General features: G+C 40.1%; 21 protein-coding genes. 13 read left to right on the forward strand and 8 right to left on the reverse strand.

What is annotated here, in order from left to right; translation table 11 throughout:
- Positions 1–1,706 precede the first annotated feature (1,706 nt).
- The 11 genes from FVB32_RS08205 to FVB32_RS08255 all read left to right on the forward strand — a co-directional run bounded on the left by FVB32_RS08205 (position 1,707) and on the right by FVB32_RS08255 (position 17,820).
- On the forward strand, positions 1,707–4,763 hold the full coding sequence (locus tag FVB32_RS08205; RefSeq protein ID WP_147743060.1) for a SusC/RagA family TonB-linked outer membrane protein: 3,057 nt from the start codon (positions 1,707–1,709) through the stop codon (positions 4,761–4,763).
- Positions 4,764–4,775: 12 nt separating this feature from the next.
- Positions 4,776–6,332, forward strand: coding sequence for a RagB/SusD family nutrient uptake outer membrane protein (locus FVB32_RS08210; protein WP_147743063.1), 1,557 nt, complete (start codon positions 4,776–4,778; stop codon positions 6,330–6,332).
- Positions 6,333–6,348: 16 nt separating this feature from the next.
- Positions 6,349–7,812 (forward strand): hypothetical protein, encoded by a 1,464-nt coding sequence (locus FVB32_RS08215; protein ID WP_147743065.1) that lies wholly within the window; start codon positions 6,349–6,351, stop codon positions 7,810–7,812.
- Positions 7,813–7,896: 84 nt separating this feature from the next.
- Positions 7,897–8,904, forward strand: a complete 1,008-nt coding sequence (locus FVB32_RS08220) for a glycoside hydrolase family 16 protein (protein ID WP_147743068.1) — start codon at positions 7,897–7,899, stop codon at positions 8,902–8,904.
- A gap of 19 nt (positions 8,905–8,923) precedes the next feature.
- Positions 8,924–10,477 carry a sugar porter family MFS transporter gene (locus tag FVB32_RS08225; RefSeq protein ID WP_147743071.1) on the forward strand — a complete coding sequence of 518 codons (1,554 nt, stop codon included), beginning with the start codon at positions 8,924–8,926 and terminating at the stop codon, positions 10,475–10,477.
- On the forward strand, positions 10,474–12,066 hold the full coding sequence (locus FVB32_RS08230; protein ID WP_147743074.1) for a glycoside hydrolase family 43 protein: 1,593 nt from the start codon (positions 10,474–10,476) through the stop codon (positions 12,064–12,066). Before FVB32_RS08225 ends, FVB32_RS08230 begins: the two co-directional genes overlap by 4 nt.
- A gap of 19 nt (positions 12,067–12,085) precedes the next feature.
- Entirely contained in the window at positions 12,086–13,957 is a 1,872-nt protein-coding gene (locus FVB32_RS08235) for a right-handed parallel beta-helix repeat-containing protein (protein ID WP_147743077.1), read from the forward strand.
- Complete coding sequence (locus FVB32_RS08240; protein WP_147743080.1) at positions 13,954–15,081, forward strand: glycoside hydrolase family 26 protein; 1,128 nt, start codon at positions 13,954–13,956, stop codon at positions 15,079–15,081. The genes FVB32_RS08235 and FVB32_RS08240 overlap by 4 nt, the downstream gene beginning before the upstream one ends.
- Before the next feature lie 12 nt (positions 15,082–15,093).
- The gene (locus FVB32_RS08245; protein ID WP_147743082.1) at positions 15,094–15,795 is read left to right on the forward strand and encodes a phytanoyl-CoA dioxygenase family protein; all 702 of its coding nucleotides are present in this window, start codon (positions 15,094–15,096) and stop codon (positions 15,793–15,795) included.
- 9 nt (positions 15,796–15,804) lie between these two features.
- A complete protein-coding gene (locus FVB32_RS08250; protein WP_147743085.1) occupies positions 15,805–16,788 on the forward strand; it encodes a Gfo/Idh/MocA family protein in 984 nt (327 codons plus the stop codon).
- Positions 16,789–16,797: 9 nt separating this feature from the next.
- Positions 16,798–17,820, forward strand: a complete 1,023-nt coding sequence (locus FVB32_RS08255; RefSeq protein ID WP_147743088.1) for a LacI family DNA-binding transcriptional regulator — start codon at positions 16,798–16,800, stop codon at positions 17,818–17,820.
- 184 nt (positions 17,821–18,004) lie between these two features.
- On the opposite strand, the gene FVB32_RS08260 is transcribed toward FVB32_RS08255, so the two are convergent.
- The 8 genes from FVB32_RS08260 to FVB32_RS08295 all read right to left on the reverse strand — a co-directional run bounded on the left by FVB32_RS08260 (position 18,005) and on the right by FVB32_RS08295 (position 23,918).
- Entirely contained in the window at positions 18,005–18,643 is a 639-nt protein-coding gene (locus tag FVB32_RS08260) for a pyridoxamine 5'-phosphate oxidase family protein (protein WP_147743091.1), read from the reverse strand.
- A gap of 11 nt (positions 18,644–18,654) precedes the next feature.
- Positions 18,655–19,095: a nucleoside deaminase gene (locus FVB32_RS08265; RefSeq protein ID WP_147743094.1), complete on the reverse strand. Its 441-nt coding sequence runs from the start codon at positions 19,093–19,095 to the stop codon at positions 18,655–18,657.
- Positions 19,096–19,101: 6 nt separating this feature from the next.
- The gene (locus tag FVB32_RS08270) at positions 19,102–19,557 is read right to left on the reverse strand and encodes a DoxX family protein (RefSeq protein WP_147743097.1); all 456 of its coding nucleotides are present in this window, start codon (positions 19,555–19,557) and stop codon (positions 19,102–19,104) included.
- Between the two features lie 30 nt (positions 19,558–19,587).
- A complete protein-coding gene (locus FVB32_RS08275; protein ID WP_222707951.1) occupies positions 19,588–20,634 on the reverse strand; it encodes an alpha/beta fold hydrolase in 1,047 nt (348 codons plus the stop codon).
- A gap of 151 nt (positions 20,635–20,785) precedes the next feature.
- Positions 20,786–21,772, reverse strand: coding sequence for an alpha/beta fold hydrolase (locus FVB32_RS08280; protein ID WP_147743101.1), 987 nt, complete (start codon positions 21,770–21,772; stop codon positions 20,786–20,788).
- A gap of 17 nt (positions 21,773–21,789) precedes the next feature.
- Positions 21,790–22,524, reverse strand: a complete 735-nt coding sequence (locus FVB32_RS08285; RefSeq protein WP_246139847.1) for a cysteine hydrolase — start codon at positions 22,522–22,524, stop codon at positions 21,790–21,792.
- A 99-nt stretch (positions 22,525–22,623) separates the two neighbouring features.
- Positions 22,624–23,097 (reverse strand): YHS domain-containing (seleno)protein, encoded by a 474-nt coding sequence (locus FVB32_RS08290; RefSeq protein WP_147743104.1) that lies wholly within the window; start codon positions 23,095–23,097, stop codon positions 22,624–22,626.
- Between the two features lie 254 nt (positions 23,098–23,351).
- Positions 23,352–23,918, reverse strand: coding sequence for a TetR/AcrR family transcriptional regulator (locus FVB32_RS08295; RefSeq protein WP_147743107.1), 567 nt, complete (start codon positions 23,916–23,918; stop codon positions 23,352–23,354).
- 206 nt (positions 23,919–24,124) lie between these two features.
- Here FVB32_RS08295 and FVB32_RS08300 point away from each other — a divergent pair, with 206 nt between their 5' ends.
- A complete protein-coding gene (locus FVB32_RS08300; RefSeq protein WP_147743110.1) occupies positions 24,125–24,433 on the forward strand; it encodes a hypothetical protein in 309 nt (102 codons plus the stop codon).
- Positions 24,434–24,539: 106 nt separating this feature from the next.
- Positions 24,540–24,905, forward strand: a complete 366-nt coding sequence (locus FVB32_RS08305; protein ID WP_147743112.1) for a hypothetical protein — start codon at positions 24,540–24,542, stop codon at positions 24,903–24,905.
- The last annotated feature ends 5 nt before the right edge of the window (positions 24,906–24,910 follow it).

Genomic DNA, 24,910 nt, shown 5'->3' on the forward strand with positions numbered 1-24,910 from the left:
AAAATGGGGTAGGCCTCTAAATGATAAATACAGCAGATGTTGTAGTTATTTCAACACTTTTGTTATCCTTTCTGGTAGGTTATATCATTGTCTTTTGTACCTACTTCTTTAGCTTTCTCTGTTCATGTTGAAAGGGTGTAATAAAAAGTAAAACCCTTCAAGTTTTGATTTGCAGGGTTTCTTATTGAGACGGTATGTGTCAGCTGAGGAAGAGGGTCTTTTTTAATAGTCTCGTTAATTAACCTTTTGTGAGATAATCTAAGTAGTTTTAAAAATAGAGCAAGCTTTTGTTTTGAGCCCTTCTTGTTGAAACTGGAATCTTTGATCTATAGAGCCAAACCATTATCCCTTGCGTATTGTAACGAATCACATGCATAACATATTTCGGCAAGCTAATGATGCAGCAGTATGACCCAACTTACAAGAGAAATTGAATTCTAAAATGACTTAAACAGGTTTAAATAGTATTAACCAATCGGAAAGCTTCAAATTGTTGTACCCATAGTAATTTAAAACATAAAAAAAGCCCCCGATTTGTTGGAAGCTTTTTCTTTTCTAGTAGCGGGAACAGGACTCGAACCTGTGACCTTCGGGTTATGAGTCCGGCGATGTATCAATATTATCATTAACTATTTGTTAAACAGGTATTTATGGCATAATTAAGGGTTGTTCTGTAGACCCGAACGGCTTTATAGGGATGGGTTTCAACCTGAAAATGATAGAAAAAGGTTGAGTGACATGATTTTTGTTTATTGGACTGAAAACTGGTCCCTAAATCTTAATTTAGCCCGGAAACAAATAGAAGAAAGCGACCAAGCAGAATTAAAGGCGGAAAAAGAAAGACCTTGGATTCGTCAATACTTAGTAGAAAACTTAGAACACTTCATAAGTATTTGAAAACCAAATTTGTATTGATCTACATGGATAACTCGAATTGTCAATTGAACAGGGAAGCACTCCGCAAAAAGTTCAAATAGACATGGGATTATTTACGTATATAAAGTCCTAAATAAAGTTGATTTTATGAAACAACGAAAATTGCTTCCAGCACTTTATTTTTGGTAAGTTACGGTCATGTGGGGGGTAATGCACTAAATGACTTATTATGAGCTGGTTAATTCTTTTCTACTTTTTCCTTTGACGAAATTAATAACCTTCCACAAGCTGTTTCTACTGGCTGAGGGTTCCAAAAATTAACATAAATCCCTTTATATTCTTTTTCTATTATTACAATTGTGGATTTGTCCTCCAGCTTCAACGTAGCTAGAAACCTATCCTTTTGTTTATTCTGGTAAGTTTTGAGCATAAATCAATTCCAGCAAGATTACCATTAGGATATAGAAATATTGAAATATCACTGATATTTCATTTTTCCTTGGCTATAAGTTGGAAATAGTCAATTTTTTGATTGTAATTCTATCAATTAGGCAAATCACTTGAGAATTTTCGAAAAATTTACGTAAACGGTTAAGTTAAATTTTCGTAAATAAAAATCAAAAACATTAAATACTTGATAATCAATATTTTAAAATCAATTAAAAATATTCAGTGTAGATAGTCCAAAAATCCTTTTTCCAAATTCATCCCTGTTAAAAAAGCTACTATTCCGCACATTTTCAAATAGTTTTGACTTGAAGAGTTAGCGGTACACGAACGCTCAAATTACTTCTAACTCAACTCAATTACTAACTAAATACTCGAAACTCATGAGTACAAACTATGTTGTTCTTTTTTTCATGCTACTGCTCACGGGAATAGGGTTTGAAGCTAATGCACAAACCATTACCGGAAACGTCTCGGACAGCTCGGGCCCCTTGGGTGGGGCAACTGTTGTTGAACAGGGGACGACCAACGGAACCCAAACAGATTTTGACGGAAATTTTTCAATAACCGTTGCGAATGCCAACGCCACCTTGGTGATCAGTTACATTGGCTATAACGCGCAAACTATTGGTCTAAATGGTGACACTGATATCACCGTAACATTGACCGAAAATGCTGAAACTTTGGATGAGGTTGTTGTTTTGGGTTACGGACAAACCCAAAACAAGAGACTAGTAACTACAGCAGTGGCCACTGTTAAGGCGGCTCAAATTAGGGAGCTGCCGATTTCTCAGGCAGAAGCTGCCCTACAAGGTACCATTCCCGGAGTGGTGGTGCAACAGAACTCTGGTTCACCAGGTTCGCCACAAACAGTTCGCGTTCGTGGAATTGGAACACTAAATAACTCGAACCCGCTTTATATTGTTGATGGAATCCAGGTTCCCAATTTAGGATTTCTCAATCCAAATGATATTGTTTCCCAAACCGTACTAAAAGATGCTGCGTCAACGGCCATTTATGGTTCAAGGGGTGGTAACGGAGTTGTTCTGGTCGAAACATTGAAAGGCTCTAAACGTACTATGAAACCACAGATTACCATCCGAACTTCGTATGGTATCCAAAGTTTGGCCAACAAACCAGACTTAATGAATAGGGACCAATATGTACAATACTATAATGAAGGGGTAGCCGCTGCTGGAACACCCGCCGCTGGATTTAGAGGTGCTTTTACGGATGCGGAAAGAGCGCTGTTACCGGATACTGATTGGTACGATGTATTATTTGATGATGTTCCGGTTGAGAATTACTACGGATCGATTGTGGGAGGTACAGAAAAAATAGCCTATTCCGTTTCTGGTGGTTACTTTGGACAAGAGGGGATTCTTGGTGGAGAGGGAAAGGCAGAGTTTAAACGAAGAAACATTAGAGGGTCTTTGCAAGCTGATATTACAGACCGCATATCTTTCAGCGGTTCGGTGCAGTATCAAAACCAAGACCGTTTTGTAATCCCACAAAACACTGGAGGAGCAGGAGTGGGAATCAGCAGTTTTATCAATGCGTTACCTGCAGTTTACCAACCATTTGATGAGGACGGCAATTTTGCCAACCCATTTTTGAACAACGGTGTACCTACGGCAAATGGCGTTCCTTTGAACAGTCTTGGTGCTGTTCAGAATCCATTGTTTTCCATTGCGGCAATCAATAACCAAATTATCCAAGACGCCACAAACTTCAACGTTTCTTTGGATTACAACTTATTGGATGACCTGACATTAAGAGGTTGGTACGGTTCTTTTTACAACGCCATTTTCAATAGGACCTTTACGCCGTTAATTCAACAACCCACCCAAGAATATGATACCTCTACCGGAGTATCTTATTCCGAGGTAAAAAGTACAGCTGAAAATCGACAGTGGGGCGGAACTGCTAAATATTCCTTTGATGAGTTGTCAGGCACTAACCACAATTTAAGTGCACTTGTCGGATATGAATTGGTCAAGACCAATTTCTTTGGGGGTGATTTGATCAATGATACAGGGGCTTTCTTCACCAACGATTTTGACAGGGTAAATTTTGCGTTATCAGACAATATAACCGATGCCACGGTAACCCCAGGAGTGACCATCCAAAGGTTCTTGGAATCTTTCTTTGGAAAAGTAGATTACAATTTCAAGGAAAAGTACCTGCTTAGTGCAGTTTTGAGAAGGGACAAATCCTCAAGTTTCGGATTAGACAACAGAGTAGGATGGTTCCCTGCAGTTTCTGCTGGATGGGTATTATCCGAAGAGGAATTTTTGAGCAATTCTGGAGCTATAGATTTACTAAAATTACGTGCAGGATGGGGAATTAGCGGAAATGACCAATCCTTAGGGCCATTCGATTATTTGGCACAGTTAACAACTCAAGCAGGATACGCTGGTCAACCCGGAATTGCACAAATTAGCTTGGCTAACCCAGCCTTGGGATGGGAAGAACTTACCCAGTTCAATGTGGGCTTGGATATCAATGCCTTCAATAATAAACTGGGAATTACCATTGATTACTACATCAAGGAAACCTCCGACATCTTATTGGCGGCAACAACACCTTTGACCTCTGGTCTAAATCCTGCTTCTGAAAACACGGGAACCATAGAGAATAAAGGATTTGAAATTTTACTTACTTATCGTGAAAATTACGATAGTGGTTTTGGATGGAATGTTGGCGCCAATCTTGGCTTCAACGATAATGAGGTTACCAGTTTAGGGGAAACTTCGTTTATAAATAGTGCCCAAATCCAGCCCCAGTTCAATGATTTTGCTTCTCGTTCCAGTGTTGGCAACGCGGTAGCAAGTTTTTACGGTTTCGTAGTTGAAGGAAGGGATGCCAATGGAAACCTGATCTTTGCGGACTTGGATGGGAGTGGTAACAATCAATTGGTTCCGGATAGTGGAGACAAAGCCATTATTGGTAATCCCAACCCAGATGCGACCGTCGGATTTAATCTCGGGCTAAACTACAAAGGGTTTGATCTTTCGGCCTTTATGTCAGGAACCATAGGAAACGACATTTTAGACGCTACTATTCGCTACGATGCTTTAGGGACTAATAGACCTGCCTCTTATATCACTGAACCGGGTGCACCACGAAATGTGGTGGTAAGCACGGCAGGAAATGGAGAAAACCTAATATCTGATTTCCATATCAAGGACGGTACCTATTTAAAATTAAAGAATGTGACATTAGGTTACAGTCTTCCAGATAGCGTTGTGGAAACCATAGGAATGAAAGGGTTACGACTCTTTGTATCAGGCCAAAACCTTTTTGTGTTAACCGAATATCCAGGGATTGATCCAGAGATTGGTCAGAACAATGTGAACTCATCATTGAACATTGGGATAGATCAAGGTTTCTTTCCGCAACCACGTCAAATACTACTGGGCGCCAGTATAAACTTTTAATAAGCTTTGAAAATGAAAGACATAAAATTTAAACCTAAGAAAATTGCAAAGTTGCTATTCGTTGCCCTACTGATATTGGGTACAGCTTGTAGCGATATAGAAGACCTACAACCGGCCACATCAATTTCCGTAGATACGGCTTTTGAAACCGAAAACGCTGTTATATCAAGTTTAAATGCAGCTTATGACCCGCTGCAATGGCAGCAAATTTTAGGAAATCAGACTTTTCCTCTGATGGCACAAGGGACTAGGGCAGACGATTGTCACTCTCAATCTGCCAGTTTTTGGGCAATTGGAGCACAATGGGATCAATTTAACACCATAATCCCATCCTTACCCGCAGTAGCTTCTTTGTGGGCCAAATGGTATAGAGGGGTATCGCGTGCAAATTTCACCATTGAATTGGCATCAAACTATGAGAACTTTGAAACCCCGGGATTACAAGATCAAATTGTAAGTGAAGCACGGTTCTTAAGAGGATTATATTATTTCGAATTAGTAAAACTTTGGGGAGGCGTGCCTCTTTTTGAAGAGGCGGTCACCTCAACGGATCAAGAGATTTTTAAACCAAGGGCATCTGCCTCAGAAGTATACGCCTTTATTGAGGCAGACTTGCAAGCCGCCGCCGCCATACTTCCGATTAAGGGTTCTGAACGGGTACAAGGTTCCGCTACCTCAGGTGCGGCATTGGGATTGTTGACCAAAGTATATTTATATCAAGAGAAATGGTCTGAAGCCGTCAATGCAGCCGATCAAGTGATGGCCCAGGGAGTTTACAGCTTGGAATCCGATTTTAGAAATAACTTCTTACAGACTACCGAATTTGGGCCGGAATCCCTATTTGAAATCAACTATCAAGACGGACTTTCAGCAACAGGTCCTGGAACAACACAAGAAGGTTCCGCCATGTGGAGATGGTCTTTCCCATTCCTTTCCGGTACCTACCCATCGTTCAACAACTTTATTCCAAGACAGGATTTGGTGGATTTCTTTGATGATAGTGATCAACGTAAAGCAACCACCTTTTTACTGCCTGGTCAAGTCTTAAATTCTCCAGGTTTGGCAGCATTGAATTTTGATCCAGTACCCGATAATTTCGGATACGCCATTGGTGTAAATACCGGAGCAAAAAAATATTTCTTGACATTCGAAGAGGTTCAAGTGCTCCTAGGACCGCCAAGTTCCCCTCTTAACGAGAAGGTACTTCGATATGCCGATGTTTTATTGATGCATGCAGAAGCTTCGATTATGGGTGGTGGTGGCGATGGAGCCACTTCTTTTCAACAAATACTGGATCGAGCGTATGGACCTGGAAACCCTGCTGCCCCTACCTATACGGTTCAAGGGGTGCGCGATGAGCGAAGAAGGGAATTGGCCACAGAAGGGTGGAACAGATTTACCGATTTAGTTCGATGGGATGCCGTTGATGGTGGTGGTGTAATTGCACCTGCATTGGCAGCTGTTGGCAAAACGGATTTTGTGGCGCCAAGGGATTTACTATTGCCCATTCCCCAACAAGAAATAGATACGTATCCTGCAGGAATGCTGGAACAGAATCCAGGGTATTAATCCAAAAGAAAGAAAAATGAAAAAAGTACATAGCATTAAAAAATCATCGCTTAGACTTGCCGCAATTGCCACTGCCCTAGGAGTTTTTGGAGTGATTCTATCCTGTGATGAAGAAAAATATTTTGAGCAGCTAAACACAGTAATAGCCTCCTATACAGATGGAATCCAAAACCTTGATGAAGAAGGTATTGACTGTGGTGGTGGAAGTGGAGTGGTATGTCCTTCTTGCACCGATGACATCCAAAATCAAGGTGAGGAAGGTATTGATTGCGGTGGACCATGCGAAATGTGTGTGCCCACTCCAAGAGCCGATGTTTTGGCAGGAGGTTCCTTGCCATATTATTTCACCTTTGAGGCCAATGACCCGGATTCAGGCCGTAATCTAGTTTCTTTGGCTCAGGCTAACCAAGGTGTCACCTTTAATTTTGGTGCAGCGGATCCGGCAGGTAGTGATGAGTTGGTAGGCCAAATTTTGAGACCGGAGAACGGACCTTTTGGTGGCTTTGAAGATTTTAAGTTTCAACCGCAACCGGCACCTATAGATTTTTCAACCTATAACAAATTCACCTTGGATGTTTATATCCCCTCGAGCAACGATTTTTCTGGAAATCTACAGCCTTTGGTGGAAGTGGTGCTGCACGATAACGTGGACGGTAACTTTTGGCAACGTTGGACCATTCTGCCCATTACCATAGATCCATCTGATTTTGATTCGTGGATTACCTTACGTTTTGATGGTACTGTGCCAACAGCGGTATCAGCAGATGCTGGAATTCCTTTGGCAGATAATACAACTTACGACAATATTACCCTAAGATTTGGTGGAAGCGCGCACACCGAGGCGGGTGAATTTTACATCAAGGATTTTAAACCTACTACCAGTTTTATTGCTCCTGGCACTCCGAGAGCTGATGCTCTTGCTGGTTCAGGACTTCCAGTGTATTTTACTTTCGAAACAGGTGATGCGGACTCCGGATTGAATCTGATTCCCAATGATACACCGTCCCAAGGTGTGGTTCCAGAATATCGGGTTGCAGACCCCGCCGGAAGTACTGATGCGGTGACCTTGATCAACCGTCCGGAAAATGGTCCTTTTGGTGGATTCGAAGATTTTAAGTTCCAACCCCAACCAGAAACCATAGACTTTTCAGTGTACCATAAGTTCACCTTGGATGTTTATATTCCTTCCACTAATGATTTTTCTGGGAATTTATCGCCCACCATTGAATTGATATTGCATGACAATGTGGATGGTAATTTCTGGCAGCGATGGACCGTATTAACAGTGGAGGTAGACCCTGCAGATTTTGATTCTTGGGTTACGTTGGAATTGGACGGTACCGAAGCCACTTCAGCCGCAGATGGCACAACATTACTCATGAACAATACCACCTATGATAATTATACGCTTAGGTTTGGAGGTTCGGGCCATACAGAAGCCGGACAATTTTACATAAAAGATTTTATTCCTTTTGAATAAGTTTAGTTAGATAGTTTCAATTATTGGCCATCGTTGGGGAGAAGCAATTTAATTCTCCTCAACTTTTACTTAACACTACTTAATATGTTCCGTATATTTAAATTTTATGGATTGCTTTTGTTGTCATTTATGATGATGACCCTTGCTTGTTCATCCAACAATGGCGATATACAACTAGTGGATGACGAAACTCCTGTACCCCAGGCCAGTTGTTCTGATGGAATTAGAAATGGCGATGAGGACGGAGTGGACTGCGGCGGCTCCAATTGTGAGGACTGTCCCACTAGTTTGGTTATTCCTGAATCAGGATACAGTACTCCAGAATCATATACTGGCTATACGCTAAGTTGGTCTGATGAATTTAATGGAGAAAGCTTGGATTCCGCCAAGTGGGATTACCATTTGGGCACTGGTTGTCCAAATCTCTGTGGCTGGGGTAACAACGAGCTCCAAGCTTTTACAGACAGAGGTCAGAACCTCTACTTTGAAGATGGAAATCTTATCATGGAGGCCAAAAGTGAGTTTATTTTTGGACAGGAATATTCATCAGCCAGAATCCATACAGATAATTTATTTGAGTTTCAGTACGGTCGGGTCGATATACGTGCCAGCATGCCTTCCGAGGCAGGTACATGGGTAGCGCTTTTTATGCTAAATAAAGAGTATACCATCCAAGACCCCGGAGCCTTCTGGCCCAGCGGTGGGGAAATCGATATTATGGAATATCTTGGAGAGGACACAAATGATATTTTGGGTACTGGTCATTATGGTATCAACTTTCCTGCCAATCACCATTTTAACTCGGTTCATTTTGAAGCCTTGGATGGAAATTCCTTTAATGAAGTATATTATGTTTTTTCCATAATTTGGGAAGAGGATAAAATTACGTGGTTGGTCAATGATATTGAATATCATACCATGACACCGGCAACTACACAAGCTAACGGGCAACCATATCCATTTAATGATCAGTTTTATTTTGTTTTTGCTCTGTCTGTAGGCGGGAATCTCCCAAATGTTAACCCAATAGCATCCAATTTCCCAGCATTTTTGGTCGTGGACTATATTAGGGTATTTAAAGCGAACGAATAAAACCCATGAACTCCTGAATATGGCAAGTACAACAAGAAAAACATGGTTTATTGCTTTTATCGTCTCTTTGGGAGGATTCTTGTACGGTTTTGATGCTGCCATCATTTCTGGAGTTATGAACTATGTAACGCCCGAGTTTGATCTCAGTACATCGGAACAAGGATGGGTGCCAAGCTCTCCGTTGTTCGCAGCTATGTTTGCCATGCTAATCTCCGGTAGGGCCAGCGATATTTTAGGAAGGAAAAAGATGCTTTTGATCATTGCATTCACCTATGCCTTATCAGCTTTATTATCAGCTTATGCAACAGGATTCCATATGCTGTGGATAGCCCGAATGATAGGTGGGATTGCCTTTGGTGCCGCCCTGGTTATTGCACCAGTTTATATAGCAGAGGTTTCTTCCGCGGAAGCACGTGGCAAGTTGGTCTCTATTCAGCAGTTAAATATCGTTTTAGGTTTTTTTGCAGCGTTCTTGAGTAACTATTATATCAATAATGCATTTACTTCGGAATCTACTTCCTTCTTGACCAATGCCAATGTATGGCGTTTTATGCTTGCGGTGGAGTTGTTGCCAGCCTTACTTTATTTCATCCTTTTGTTTTTCGTCCCAAGAAGTCCAAGGTGGTTGTTTATTCAGGAAAGGGACGCAGAAGCTGTGGAGGTTCTGACGAACATTCATGGTACACAAAAAGGGACATTGGCGGCCTCAACCATTGTCAAAAGTCTTTCAGAAGCCAGAAAAAATAAGAACAAGATTCAGTTCAAGGGGCTATTCAAGAAGCCTCTACGCTTTGTGCTTACCGTAGGCATTGGATTGGGTATCCTGCAACAAATTACTGGTATCAATGCCGTTTATTACTATGCAACCTCCATATTCAAACAAACCGGAATAGGAACGGACGCAGCCTTTGCTTCAGGAATTTTGTTGAGCCTTACAACGGTGCTTTTCACATTCGTTGCCATTTTTTTGATCGATAAAATGGGAAGAAGACCATTGCTGTTGGTTGGAGTTGGCGGGATTGCCATAAGTATGCTGCTTTGTGGCTATGGTTTTCAAAAGGCTACCTATGCCATCACCGAGGAAAAGCTGATGACACTTGAACCGTCCATTCAAGAAAAACTGCAATACTTAACAAGTAAGGAATACAACAATGATATAGATTTCAAAAATGAAATGCTTACAGCCCTAGGCTCTCAAGTATACACCAATAATGAAGGTGCAATTTTGGAAGCAGCAACACGGATGAACCCTACTTTGGTTCTTATGGGCATTCTTGGCTTTATTGCGTGTTTTGCTTTTTCCCTGGGACCTGTGATGTGGGTAATGCTCTCAGAATTGTTTCCCAATCGATATCGAGGTTTGGCCATAGGGTTTGTTGGATTCCTTAATGGTTTATCCAGCTGGTTGGTAACCCAAGCTTTCCCATGGGAGCTGGTTACTTGGGGCAATGCCATAACTTTTTATATCTATGGGGTTATTGCCCTTGTTGGATTCTTTGTTTTCCTAAAAATACTCCCAGAGACCAAGGGAAAATCACTTGAAGAATTAGAAAAAGATTTGATCAAACCATGAACTACATACAAAATCCAATATTGCGAGGTTTTAACCCTGACCCATCCATATGTCGAGTAGGTGATGATTATTATATCGCCACCTCCACATTTGAATGGTTTCCTGGCGTACAAATCCATCATTCCAAGGACCTAAAAAATTGGAGGTTGATTGCAAGACCCCTAAATAGGACATCACAATTGCATATGAAGGGGATTCCAGATTCTTGCGGAGTCTGGGCACCTTGCTTAACCTATGATGATGGAATATTCTACCTGGTCTATACCAATGTAAAATCCTTTGATGGGGTTTGGAAAGATACTCCAAATTATATGGTAACTACAATGGATATTTACGGGGATTGGAGTGAACCTATTTATCTATCCTCAAGAGGCTTTGATGGCTCCTTGTTTCATGATGGGGACAAAAAGTGGTATGTCAGCATGTTGGTAGACCATAGAAACGGTAGGTTTTTTGGGGGTATAGAAATGCAGGAATACGATTCGCTCCAAAAAAAGCTGGTCGGAGACCTTCATTACCTAACAGAAGGAACCGACTTGGGGCTAACAGAAGGGCCACACCTATATAAAAGAGGTGATTATTACTACATAGTGCTTGCGGAAGGCGGCACGGAATATGGCCATGCAATGAGTATCGGTAGAAGTTCTTCCATATTTGGTCCTTATGAATTTCATCCCAAACATCCTTTTATCTCGGCTGCAGAAAGCGAGGAAAATCCTTTGCAAAAATCGGGGCATGGGGATTTAGTGGAGACCCAAAATGGGGATTGGTACGCAGTGTTTCTTGTGGGTAGACCATTGACCACGAGGGGCAATTGCACGTTAGGCAGGGAAACCGCTATAGAAGAATTGGAATGGAAAGATGGTTGGCCTTGGTTAAAAGGGGGCGGACGCGTTCCAAGGGAACGAATACCGAAACCTAATTTACCTGAATATACCTTTTCCCATAATGGAAGTATGGTCAATTTTAATGCTAATTCCATTCCTATTGAATTCCAGTCTTTACGAATACCCATGACTGAAGATTGGTGCAGTTTAACCGCAAGAAAAGGCTATCTAAGGTTATACGGCAAAGAATCCCTGACCTCGCTTCACCAACAAAGTCTGTTGGCAAGGAGAATACAGGATTTTCATATCGTGGCCAGCACCGAGGTTGAGTTCCAACCTAAAAACCTGCACCATATGGCCGGATTGGTGTTCTACTATAACGCCGGACATTATCACTATGCATGTATCACATCAAATTCGGATGGTTCCAAAAGGATGTTGAATGTTATCTCGTCTGATAACTATAAAATGAGCTTTCAAGAAGAATTGGTAGATATCAACGGCGTTGAATCAGTAATCCTCAAGGGAGAAATGAATAAGGAGACACTTCAGTTTTCATATAGTACTGATGGTAAAACTTTTAGAACAATTGGCCAAGAATTGGATGCCAGTATTCTGTCCGATGACCATGTGAGAGATGGAAGAAGTAGGTACAGGCCTGCATTTACGGGTAGTTTTGTAGGTATTTGCTGCCAAGATTTGGCTATGAACGAATATCATGCCGATTTCAAATGGTTCGACTATCAAGAAATAAAAAACTAGCCATACAAAGATTATTTCGATGCTAAAAAATAGAATACAAATAATCATTTTTCTTGTCATGACCCTGCAGTTTTTCCAATTGGATGCCCAAAATTTTGATTGGAACGGCTATTCGGCCTGGGAAAATTTAACGGAGTATACCAAAACCTATGTGGTTGATCAAAGGCACCCGAACGCATCCGACTACAATGACGGGAGCAAGGAGCATCCTTTCAGGACAATTAATAAAGCCGCTTTTGTGGTGGAACCGGGTGAACGGGTTTTGGTCTATGGAGGTATTTATAGAGAAACAATTAAACCTGTAAAAGGAGGTGCCTCCACAGCTAAAATGATATCCTATGAAGCTGCCCCAGGTGAAAAGGTTGTGGTAAAAGGCTCAAGAATTTTAAATACTGAATGGAAGCAAAATAAGGTGTTTATGGATGTTTTAGCAGATTCCTCCCTTCAATATACTTGGTCCAGAAAAATTTGGGTGACCACGGTGCCAGATACTTTTTTTGATGACAGGTACTATCCGTTTCAACTTCCCAATATCTTACCAGAAGAACATGCATTGATGCCATGGGCCAATTTGGTAAAAGAAATTGCACCTTACTCTTCCAGACGTGCTCTGGTGTTTCAAAATGGGAAAAGAATGACCCAATTGGAGGATTACAGGGATTTGGCTAAAATCCCGGGTTCATTTTGGGTAGATGTAGATGGAAAGACGTTGCACGTTCATGGTTTTGATGGCAAAAACCCAAACACCTCGGTCATTGAGATTGCAACCCAGCAACATTTGTTTAAACCTTCTAAAGTTGGACTTAATTACATTCAGCTCCGTGGTTTCACTTTCGAACATTGTGCCAATGGATTTTTGCGTACCAGTACCGGGGCAGTAACAGCTTTGGGCGGGCACCATTGGATTATAGAGGATAATACCATCAGGCAAATCAATTCCTCAGGGCTGGAATTTGGTTATTTGGCTTACGAGACCAATGACCCAAATCCAGAGAATGTTCCAAGAGACAGAAAAGATAGTCAAGGCTTTATGATTGTACGAAACAACCATATCCATGATTGTGGCACGGCCGGCATACGAAGTTTTGTGGTCTCAGATGGCATAATTCAAAACAACCATATTCACAACATTGGTTGGCAAGATGCGGAGAATTATTGGGAGTGTTCCGGGATTAAAATGTTGGTTACGCATCGGACCTTGGTAAAGGGAAACCATATCCATGACATCCAAGGCGGAAATGGTATCTGGTTGGACTGGGATATTCGTTATTCCCGAACCACGCAAAATATTGTTCACGATGTTCAAAATATTCAAGGAGGCATTTTTGTGGAAGCTAGTCATTATCCAAATTTGGTGGATAACAACTTTGTTTGGAATATAGATGGCAACGGCATTTATGCCAACGACACCGATTACCTAATGGTTTATCACAACCTAGTGGCCAATACAACCGGCAATGCTGTACATGCCATAGTTCAGACAGATCGCTATCAAAATGGTAGGAAGTTGACCGCAGAGGAAAATAGAGTCTACAACAACATTTTTATTAATGTGAGACCCTTTAAATTTAGCTCTGATAGTAATACGGCGAATCACAATCTCTATATCAGCGCTTCGGAACCCAACTATATTGACTCTTCAACTTTTGGCAAAAATAACTTGGATCAGAATAGTTTTTTTTCAAGAGCGCAAGTTGAATTCAATAGGGAAACCCAATTTGTATTTTGGAACAGTCCTAAAACCTTGGAATTGGTGCCTTCCTTAGAAGAAGTCTCCATGGATTTCCACAACAATCCAAGAAAACCGGAAACCTTACCAGGTCCGTTTATTGAAATGTATGCACCTGGAATAAGTTTAAACGAAAATCAATCACAAAAAATCAATCCATGAAAAAGTTACTCATTTTGATCTTGGCCATCTTGGCATTTGGATGCAAACAACAGCCAGATGCGGAACTAGCGGTGGAATCCACACAAGAAGAAATTCCAAAAAGAAAGCTGGCAAAATTTGAACCCAAAGATGGTGAGGTATTGCTGTTTGTAGGACAGGAGTTGGAAGCAGTGGGTGGTTTGGAGGCATTTAATGATGGATATTTAGATCATTTTGACAGGCCAGCAGGTTGGACCACCTATTCAAATATCAATCCGGGTGAGAATTCATTTGGACGCACGCAAGAAGGCTTGGATGGACTTTTTGATACCCACGATTGGGGAGACAATGATTACAACGCCACCTTGCAGCTCAACAGTCCCAACTATGAAAATATGGCACTGGCCATTGGTCTCCAGTTTGTAAACCACGAGGAAAAAGTGGCAGATGGTTCCCATGATGCTTATATCAATAAATTGGCTGATTTTCTACTTTCCTTAGGTAAAAGACCCGTCTTCCTACGAGTTGCTTACGAATTTGATGGTGACCCTTGGAATCATTATGATCGGAAAACAACCATCAAGGCGTATAAGCGCATTGTGGACATGCTAAGAGCCAAAGGTGTTGAAAACACGGCATATGTGTGGCAATCAACTGGTTTTATCTCCGGACAAGAGCATTTGGAAGGCTGGTATCCAGGGGATGATTATGTGGATTGGTGCGGTGTTTCCTTTTTTAATAGATGGAAAGAAATTGAAATGTTTGAGTTTGCCCGCAAAAAGGGCAAGCCAGTCTTTATTGCTGAGGCCACTCCTACAATTTCTGATTATGGCGGAAAATTGTATGGCCTGACCAAAGAGACGCAGCTAAGTGACTCAATACAGGCGGAGGAAGCTTGGGAAAAGTGGTTTATTCCTTTCTTCAGTGCCATAGATGACAATCCCGATGTGGTTAAAGCGATGCACTATATTAATTGCCATTGGGATTCCCATCCTATGTGGGTTAATAACCCAACATTTAAAGGAATCGATGCCCGGTTGCACTTGAGTGATTCCATTAGTGAGCGATGGAGGAAAATTACCTCACAATCGAAATACATCAAATCCACTCCGGATTTATACGAGAAACTGTACAACAACAATTAAATACTTGGTTCTATGGACATTCAGGGATTGACCACTCAATTTTGGCAAGACGGATACATTGTACTAGAGAATTTTTTTGACGAAAAATTAATGAATGAGTACAATGATTTGATATTGGAACATTACGGGGTAAGTCCTAATTGGGAGCATACAGATGAATTTATATCGAAATCTGCCGTAGAGGTGATTCCTTGGTTTCCCTATCGTGAGGACAAACCTTATTTTGATGGGATTGAGAAGGATAAAAAATTCAACGGGATTACAGATGCTATCCTAAAGGATGGTTGGCAAAACCTCTATTGTATGATGATGTTTTCCAAGGCCGGTTCCAAAGGACAGGCCTGGCACCAAGACTGCCCTCCGGAAGATGAGAAAAAGTTCAATCTGAATAGATTGGTGTACACCCATGACATTACAGATGAAACAGGCGGGGAAATAGTGGTGATGCCTGAGGCCCACAAGGCCGGAGTACTTCCAGTGGGCAAACCCCATGACGATTTGGAAGGTCAATTGGTGTTTCAACCTAAAAAAGGTACCGTGATTTTTCTGCATGGTCATTGTTTTCACAGAGTAATGCCCGTTAAAAAAGACAGAATATCATCCAATTTTAGGGCAGTTCCCATAGGTACTCCTGAGGATATTACCGATGTATGTGTTTACCGGAATATGCGTTACCGGTTTTCTACCTCTGAAGTTATTGAGGAGCGCAACTAGATCATTGGTATGGAAAAGAAAATTCGTTGGGGTATAGTTGGATTGGGGAGAATTGCCAAGTTATTTGCTGAAGATCTTCAACTTGTAAAAGATGCGGAGTTGGTCGCCGTGGCTTCGAATAGCATTGACAGGGCCAGAAATTTTGCCGAGAATTTCGGTGTTCAAAACTATTACAACAATTACGAAAATCTGTTCAAAGATAATCTTGTGGATATTGTTTATGTGGCCACCTTGCACCATACCCACGCCGAGGTAAGTATAACCGCAATGAACTATGGAAAACACGTGCTCTGTGAAAAACCAGTTGCTGTTAGTGCTAAGGAAACTCAGAAAATGATTAATGCTTCCAAGGTAAATAAAGTCTTTTTCATGGAAGCTTTTTGGACCCGTTTTAACCCTTCAATTTTAAAAATTAAGGAATTGATTGATTCCGGGGAAATTGGGAGGTTGAAATATGTCAATGCGGAATTCACTTTCTACAAATTGAACGATGACCCATCTTCCCGGTCTTTAAATGTGAACCTTGCTGGTGGTTCGCTATTGGATATGGGGGTTTATCCCATATTTTTGTCCTATCTTATGTTGGGTGTGCCCCAGGAGCTGGTTGCCAAATCAAAGTTTTTTGATACTGGAGCTGAAATTCAAACCGCTATGATCTTTGATTATCCGGAAGCGCAAGCCATTTTATATAGCGGCTTTGCCAACAATACGGAAATGAAGGCTAAAATTTGTGGTGAAGAAGGAGAGATATTAATTCATCCCATATGGCATGAAACGCAAGGATTTACCATGGTGAAAAATGGTTGGAAGAAAACGTATGACCTGCCAACTATTGGAAAAGGTTTTACCTATGAAATCTTAGAAACCCATAAGTGCATATGCTCGGGTGAAATAGAGAGCAAGATATGGAGTCAAAATGATTCCATTTCACTTATGGAGGTGGTAGACTCGGTTAGAAAATTGGCGGGAATTGAATTCCCATTTGAGCATTGATAAAATGATATGTCGAAATTGACCCTAAAGGAAATAGCAGCACATTTTAAGGTTTCCATTGCTACGGTTTCAAAAGCCTTAAAGGATAGTCATGAAATTAGTGAGGAACTTAAGGTCAAAATCAAGTTATATGCCAAGGAAAACCACTATCGGCCAAATAAGTTAGCGTTAAACTTGTTCAATAAAAGCACTAAGACCATTGGCGTTGTCATTCCAAATATCCTGAATTACTTTTTTGTACAGGTCTTGTATGGTATTGAGAAAGTTGCCAATGAAAAGGGCTATAGTATAATAACTTGTATCACCAATCAGTCGTTGGAAAAAGAAACCAAAACCCTAGAGCTGCTCGGAACAGGATCGGTTGATGGTGTTATTATCTCCTCCGCAGCCGAAGAATCCGAACTGGAGGAACATGCAGAACATCTCAATGAACTTTCCGAAAATCAAATTCCGTTGGTTATGTTCGATAGGGTTACAGATTTGGTGGATTGTGACAAGGTAATTGTAGATGATTTTGAAGCCGGTTATATGGCCACCAATTTTTTTTTGGATACCGGATGTGAAACTATTGCAATTATAACACCAATTGAGGATTCGGTTATCAGCAGACTGCGAATTGAAGGTTATAAAAAGGCGCTGGAGGAAAAAGAAATGGAGTATGATGAAAAATTGGTGGTAGCCACAGATGACAAGGAAGATTTGAACCTTACCTTATCTCTCTTGCTTAATTATAAGAAGATTGAGGGTATCATGGTACTGGATGAAATAACCGCGGTCAAGGTGATGAGTATTGTAAAGGCCAGAGGATATCATGTCCCAAAAGATGTATCTATTATAGGGTTTACCAATGGAGAATTATCCAAATATGTTACACCTTCAATGACCATGGTAAGTCAGCACGGAAAATATATTGGGGAAACCGTTTCCAAAATCTTGATTGATAGAATAGAAAATAATGGTTCCAATAAACCGTTTGAGACCAAAATAGTAAAAACAAGCCTAGTTGTTCGAGATTCAACAATTAAGCTATGAATTCCAGATTTATCTTCGACCAATTATGGAATTAATGATAACAGTCGTTAAAAGAAAGGAAGGGTCCAGCAAAAACAACATTTATCAGGAATTCTGTATGCTTCCTAATTAGTTCCATAATTCTGCCATTATTTAAGACTGACTTGGAAATTGGAGAGTGTTTCAAGAAAGGTTCGTTTTTACGTCAATTTTGATTATTTCCATTGGCCCCACAATTCTCTAATCGCTCTTTTAGTGACTTGATTTCCTGTTCCAAATTTTCAACATAATCTTCTCGATCTTTGGCCATTTTGGCAATATCCTCTATTGTATACCTAGGCGTTATATGCTGGGGGCAGTTCCAATCAAAGGCTTTAATATGGAATACAAACATCCGTTCTGCCTTATACTTGTAATCTTCTAATTCTAATTTTTCCAGCAGGTCTGGTCGCTCATTTAAAGAAACTACTTCAGCCTCTGCATATATTTTAAGTCGTGCCCTATTTGGGTAATCCACAAGAATTAGAGAAACTTTTTCATGGGTCTGGATATTTCCGGTTGTTATATATTGCTTATTTCCTGTGAAGTCAATAAAAGCAAGAGTTTTTACGTCAATGAATTTTAAAAATCCTTTTGGACCACCGCGATGCTGTATATAGGGAAATCCATTTTCCCCAAAGGAAGCAACATAGAAACTGTCCCTTTCCCTTATAAAACTCATTTCACGAAAAGAAAGACCTTCCGGCAATACCATTTGCTCCATTCGCTCATATGAATTACGACTACCTTCTTTCTCTTGAACTGTTTTAATAGCATCTGTAAAGGCTAATTTTGCGTAGTTCATAATCTTTTATTTTAAGGTTTTAATTGAAAACAGATTGTGGGAGAACCCCATTCTTGCGGTACCATATCAGAAGTGAGTAAATTAAAATAGCCATTAGATCCACCCAATTTTTCAGTTCTTTCTTTATAGACCACATAACCTATCTTATGGTATCGAATGGCATAGCTGCACATCACACAAGGTTCCTTGGTGCTTATCAAAATAGCTTGGGACATATCTTTCCCTATTATTTTCCCAGCTTTTCTTATTACTTCCATTTCAGCATGACAACTCACATCTTGCTTCGTAGAAACTGCTTCTTCCGCTTTCGCCACTATTTCATTTTTTAAAATAATAAGACTTCCAACAGCACTATTTCCTTTAGAAGCAGCACTACGAGCAAGTGTTTCACAGATTTCCATGTACTTGTTAAAATCCTGCATTGGTAATTCATTAATAGTTTGATGTATCATCTGCTTTTATTCTAGATTAACTCCACTTCCCCATTTTTTATAGGACATTTTCAAATCCACGCTCCAACTCCCGCCCCCAAAGACAAGTATCAATACTGCCAGCATAATCATCAAAGGGGGCAAAATAGCTTCATCAGGTTGGGCAATAAATGCCTCAGGATTTCCGACTGTCAGATATACTTTTGTGGCTACCATCATAATTGGAACAATGGTAATGGCGGCAATCCTCGATAAATAGCCTAAAATCAGCGCAATTCCTAAGAGAATTTCCAATATTGGTATCATCCAGAAAAACAAAATACAATTAGGTATTTCAATTTCGGTCAATTGGGTACACCAGGCATGCTGGAAATTGTTTGAAGTTAGTTTTAAACTTCCCACCAACGTAAAAATGATTCCAAGCAATATTCGGTAAACACCTATCAATTTGTTGGGTGATGTATGTATGACTCTTTCTTTCATTTTTTCCACTCCATTAAAATTTATGAATCACTAATTTTTAAGAAATGCTTTGATAAGAAGTGCAATTTCCCCTGGAGCATCCTCAAGGCTATAATGACCTACCCCCTCTAACCTATGAATTTTCCCATTTGGGAAGGCTTCACTGAACAACGGAAGAAAATGCTCTGGCTGCAACGTCTTATCAGCCATTCCCCAGATAGCCAAAGCAGGTTTTTTGGATAGTTCTTTGGCCGTAACAGCTTCTACGGGCTCAAATTGATGAGCACCTTCGGCAAAACCTTTTGCCCAACCAATTGCCCCCAAGGTATGCTCAGGAGTCTTAAATGGGGTTCGATAAGCCTGCAGCCAAGTCTCTGTAATCAAATCATTGTTTTCAAATCCGTTCAGCTTCAGGGTACTCAGAATGTTGTAGTCAAGCTGACCTAGTACTTGTTCTAGTATCCCTTTCTCATATGCTTTAAATATCCAGCTAAACCAGGGTGAGGTAGCTCCGTTTTTCATAAGGGCATCAACAAGGCCCGGTTGTCCCAAGGGTGTAGGGCCATTAGTGCTGATAATGCGCTTAATTCGGTTTGGGTGACGAATGGCAAGACCCATGCCTACTGGACCGCCAAAATCGTGCATCACCAGTGTAATACCTTTTAAATCAAGATCTAGCACAAATTGCTCTAAATTCTCAATATGATCCTGTAGCAAATAGCTTCTATCTTGTGGGGTTTCACTTTTTCCAAAGCCCATATGATCGGGAACGATGACTCTGTGGTCGGAAGAAAGCGACGCAATAAGATGCCTGAATAGGTATCCCCAAGTGGATTCTCCGTGAAGGGCCAAGATAACCTCTCCTTGACCTTCATCGACGTAGTGCATTTTAAATCCAGCAATTTCCTTGAAGTGCGGTTTGTAAGGCCATGTATTGTTAAAAGTCTCTTCAGAAGAGATTGAAAATGACTGGGATGATATGGTCAAGTGATTTTTCATGTATTTTGAATTGTCCTCGAAATTTTGTGTTTGTACACTGCTATGCGGAAAAAAAATTCCAACGAGTAGCAATGCCAGTATTTTATATTGAATTTGCATGATTTGAAAGTTTATGATTTATCAAACACTTGCTTTACTTCATTATGCCAGTTGCGCATAAGATATCTGTCAATTACTTCTAGACACTGCAAATTGGTCAAAGAGAGCTGCATTAAGGAAATGTTATGCTCCCCTCGACCATTTTGAATGCTTATTTAATATTATTCTTCCGGAGAAATCTAAGAATATGCTGCGCTATTTCATCTCCCTTTTCCTCAAGGGCAAAGTGACCCGTATCCAGCAGATTGAAGTCTACATTGTTCAAGTCCCTTTTATAAGGATATGCTCCGTCGGCGGGAAAGATGTAATCATTCTTGCCCCATACGATAAGGGTTGGTGGCTGATACTCCCTAAAGTACTGCTGCCATTTTGGGTACAAGGGCACGTTTGTACGATAGTCATAGAACATGGCCAACTGAATATCATTGTTTTCAGTACGCGTTAGATGCTGAAAGTCTATATGCCAGTTATCAGGGCTAATTTTAGTGGTATCCTGTACTCCATGGGTATACTGCCATTTAAGGCCTTCTGGAGAATGAAAGCCTTCAAGGGCTTCTCCATTTTCTACGGTGTAATCATTCCAATATTTCTTTATTGGTATCCAAAAGTCGCGCAGGCCTTCCTCATAAGCATTACCGTTCTGTATGATAAGTGATTCCACATTTTCAGGATGTTTGGCTGCAACTCTGAACCCAATAGGTGCTCCATAGTCCATCAAATAGATGCTATATTTTGTAACCTTTTTGGCTTCCAAGAAATCTTCAACAATCCTTGACATATTGTCAAAAGTATATTGGAAATTGGCCATTGCTGGTTGCTCGCTTCTACCATATCCCGGATAATCTGGTGCCAGTATGTGATAGTCGTCAGATAGGTCAGAGATTAAATTACGAAACATATGGGAGGAGGTAGGGTATCCGTGTAATAATAGAATGGTAGGGTTCTTTTTATCTCCTGCTTCACGATAAAAGATATCGACACTATTTACCTTAAGAGATTTATAGGATGTTTGATTGCCTTTACGGACATTCTCATTTAGACCTTCCGCTCTTTCAAATGTGATGAAAGAATATAGAGCAAAGGATATCAATGCAAGAAGCATAGTACCCATTATTGATTTAATTATTATTGTTTTCATTTCTGTTTTTTTAACGGTTATTTGTTCATTGCTGTTTGCAACTCTTTAGTTGTATACACATGGCTTGCAAGAAATCTAAAGTTGGTCTGGGCAGCTGCATTGCCATCATCTCCAGGAATTATTGCAGAAGCTGTTGCATCACCCACCACGGCAATTTCAAAACCATCTTCCAACAATTCCCTTAAATGTGATTCTACACATAAGTTGCCCGACATGCCTGCCAATATTACCTTATCGATTTTTTGCTTTCTCAGTTGAAGGCTCAGGTCGTTTTGTTCCGGACCAAAAACCTTATGTGGTCCAACGACCGTTACAAAATCTTGTTCGATGTATTTTTTGTATTGCTCAAGCCAATCTGCTCCCGATCCTTCAAATCCTTCAAGGGACAATGGGGCGGCTCTGTCGAACATATTGATGTTGTGCATCAATTTTTCCAAAGCCCCTTCAAATTTCCAGCCATGGTCATGTTTAAAATAATAGTGGGGCGAAATAAATACCTGAATGCCATTGGCTTTCGCTAGCTTGAAAAGAGTTTCCAAATTTTCTACCGTGTTATTTTTGGTAACACTTTCGCCTACCACGCCCCATGTAACTCCATCAGGGCTTAAGAAGTCATTTTGGGGATCCGTGATTACAATTGCGGTCGTTCCATCAATTTCAAATCCCGGATCGGGTATCTGTGCAAATATGTTTGCACTAATGACCAATGTTACAATAACTGTAAACAATGATTTCATACGTTGCTTTTTCATGATACTTAGTTTTTATACTTTGATTGTTTTTCTATCCACATTTAATGTAATCAAACTATGAAACACCGCTGGTTGAAAAATCAGCGGTGTCCTGTTTCATTAGTTGTAGGTGACGCTAAGGTTCTTCCAGTTGTTGTCTGCTGTAGTTACTAATTTATTATGGTCTTTTTCATTCAACCAAAGCTGTTGTGCATCCAATTCCAGATTGTATAAAAACAGAAAGTACTTCCCGTGTTCTACAATAAACTTATTGGGGTCCACCCTGAATTTTGCTCCCGCATATATTCCAAAAGCACAGTATCCTCCGTATTCTGGTAAATATTTCTCGGGGTTTTTGTCAAAACGCGCTTTTTGTTCTGCTGAAGTGAAATAATAGACAACCTTTTTGTGTTCAGATTTGAATTCTTTGACCCCTTTTTGGGCAAGGCCTAAATCCAAATAGGATACTGGGCTATAACCTTGCAGGGCAATATTGCTGTTGTCTATGTTATTGGCCTTTTTATCTTGGCTCCAAGCCGTTGAAGTAGTCAAAATGACTACTGTTGCCATTAAAATTGTTTTTAAAGTTTTCATTATATATTTTTTTGATATTTGTTGTTTTTTTTGAATGAATTGTTGTTACACCATCACTTGTGAAAACCTTTATGCTCTTGGTGATGTTGTTCTGGACTATCTGTGGCCACTCTACTAATGGCGATATTTTTTTCAATTTGATGTTCTTTTCCCCATAAAGTCATTTTTAATTTGACATTGCCCCCTAGGCGGGAATTTTTTGCGCATATCATTTAAGTTACCAAACGTTTGGTAACTAATTTTTTCAAATTTTTTTAATCTTTCAAATACAATTTTTCAATGGCTTCCAACACGGCCTTAAAGGGCGCTACCGAACCAAGACTTTCAGAGACGACCAGTCCACCTTGAATGTGCACCAATACCTCTACCGCCTTTTCAGCTGCCTCTTCTTTGCTATAATCAAAATCAAGCCCCAATAATGTAAATGCATCTATCCAAGTCGTCATACTCCCCTTTATCTTATTTCCGAATAGGCCCTGTCCCGCATCCATGGACAATGCTCTAAGAAGGCACATCTCATGGCCATGATCATAGAGATCTTCGCTAATAATTTTAAGAGCTTCGCGAAGCCTGTCCTTGGGAGGAATTGAGCTGTCGGAAAGGAGATTATATATATGTTCTTTGACCCATTCCTCCGCAAAGTCCAGTACGGCGTCCGTAATTTCTTTCTTGCCGCCTGGAAACCTGTGATACAAACTGGCCTTGTTCAAATTGGCCGCTTGTGCCAATTGATTTAGACTGGAGCCCTCATAACCCTTTTTTCGCAATACCGACATCAGGTTTAATATTAATTTTTTATCCTCTATTTTCTTTGGTCTCAAGAGATTCCTTTTAAAATTATTTGACAAATCTATAAATAAATTATGTAGTAACCAAACGTTTGGTAAAAAACTTTTTGTGGCTATGTAAATCCGATTGGTCTATTCTGAACCTCTCATGCATATATATCTGATTCAGTCTCAAAAAACAGCCATTTTATGGGATAATGCATCGATAGTGAATTTTCTCTTGCTATTGTGTTCTATTCTTGGTTTTAGCAGATTCAATTTATTCGGAATCTTCCAAATACATAAGAAAAAGTACAAAACATGTTGAATGGTCTAAACCAGGAGATAGTATTTATGCTAATGTAAAATACATTGATGATTGTAATTGGATATTAACATATGACCCTAGATTGAATGAACTTGATGAAATAGAACAGCTTATCAATGCATCTGGAGGAATGCACTTGGAAACCATTGAAATAAGAAGGGATACTTTATTCTACAATGGTATTCTTAAAAATGATACCTTAACTTTTGTACAACCCGGAAGTATTTTGAAACTCAAATGACAAAGTTCAAAAAAGCGATTGGTAATATAAAATATGGTATATGCTAGGGTACAGTATTTTTTTAATTAAGAATCAATTTATAATATAGTCCCTCAAAAGCAATAAAATGATACAAGGTGGACTTTTTGAAGACTCAAATTACATTTTTAGAGTTTATTATCGCAAAAAGGGTAAACCTACTGGAAAACGTAGTAACAAGACTTACGCGAACACTTATGCTGATGTGCTTTATGACTTCTTGCTCAAGGAACTTTGTAAAAAGGTACATGGTCATGACTGGTGGAATAATGTTCTAAATGATGAAGACATTATCTGCCATAAAGAAAACAATGTTTCGGCATTCTATTCTGTAATCTTGAAGGATGGTAATAAAGTTATATGTGAGTATGATGTTGAAATGGAGGTAATTGGTTGCCGCAAAAATATTTTGAACAACCCCAATATATCACCTATTCGAAGGGTTGAACAATAATAAAG

This window comes from Flagellimonas hymeniacidonis (assembly GCF_008040165.1).
GTDB lineage: Bacteria > Bacteroidota > Bacteroidia > Flavobacteriales > Flavobacteriaceae > Flagellimonas > Flagellimonas hymeniacidonis.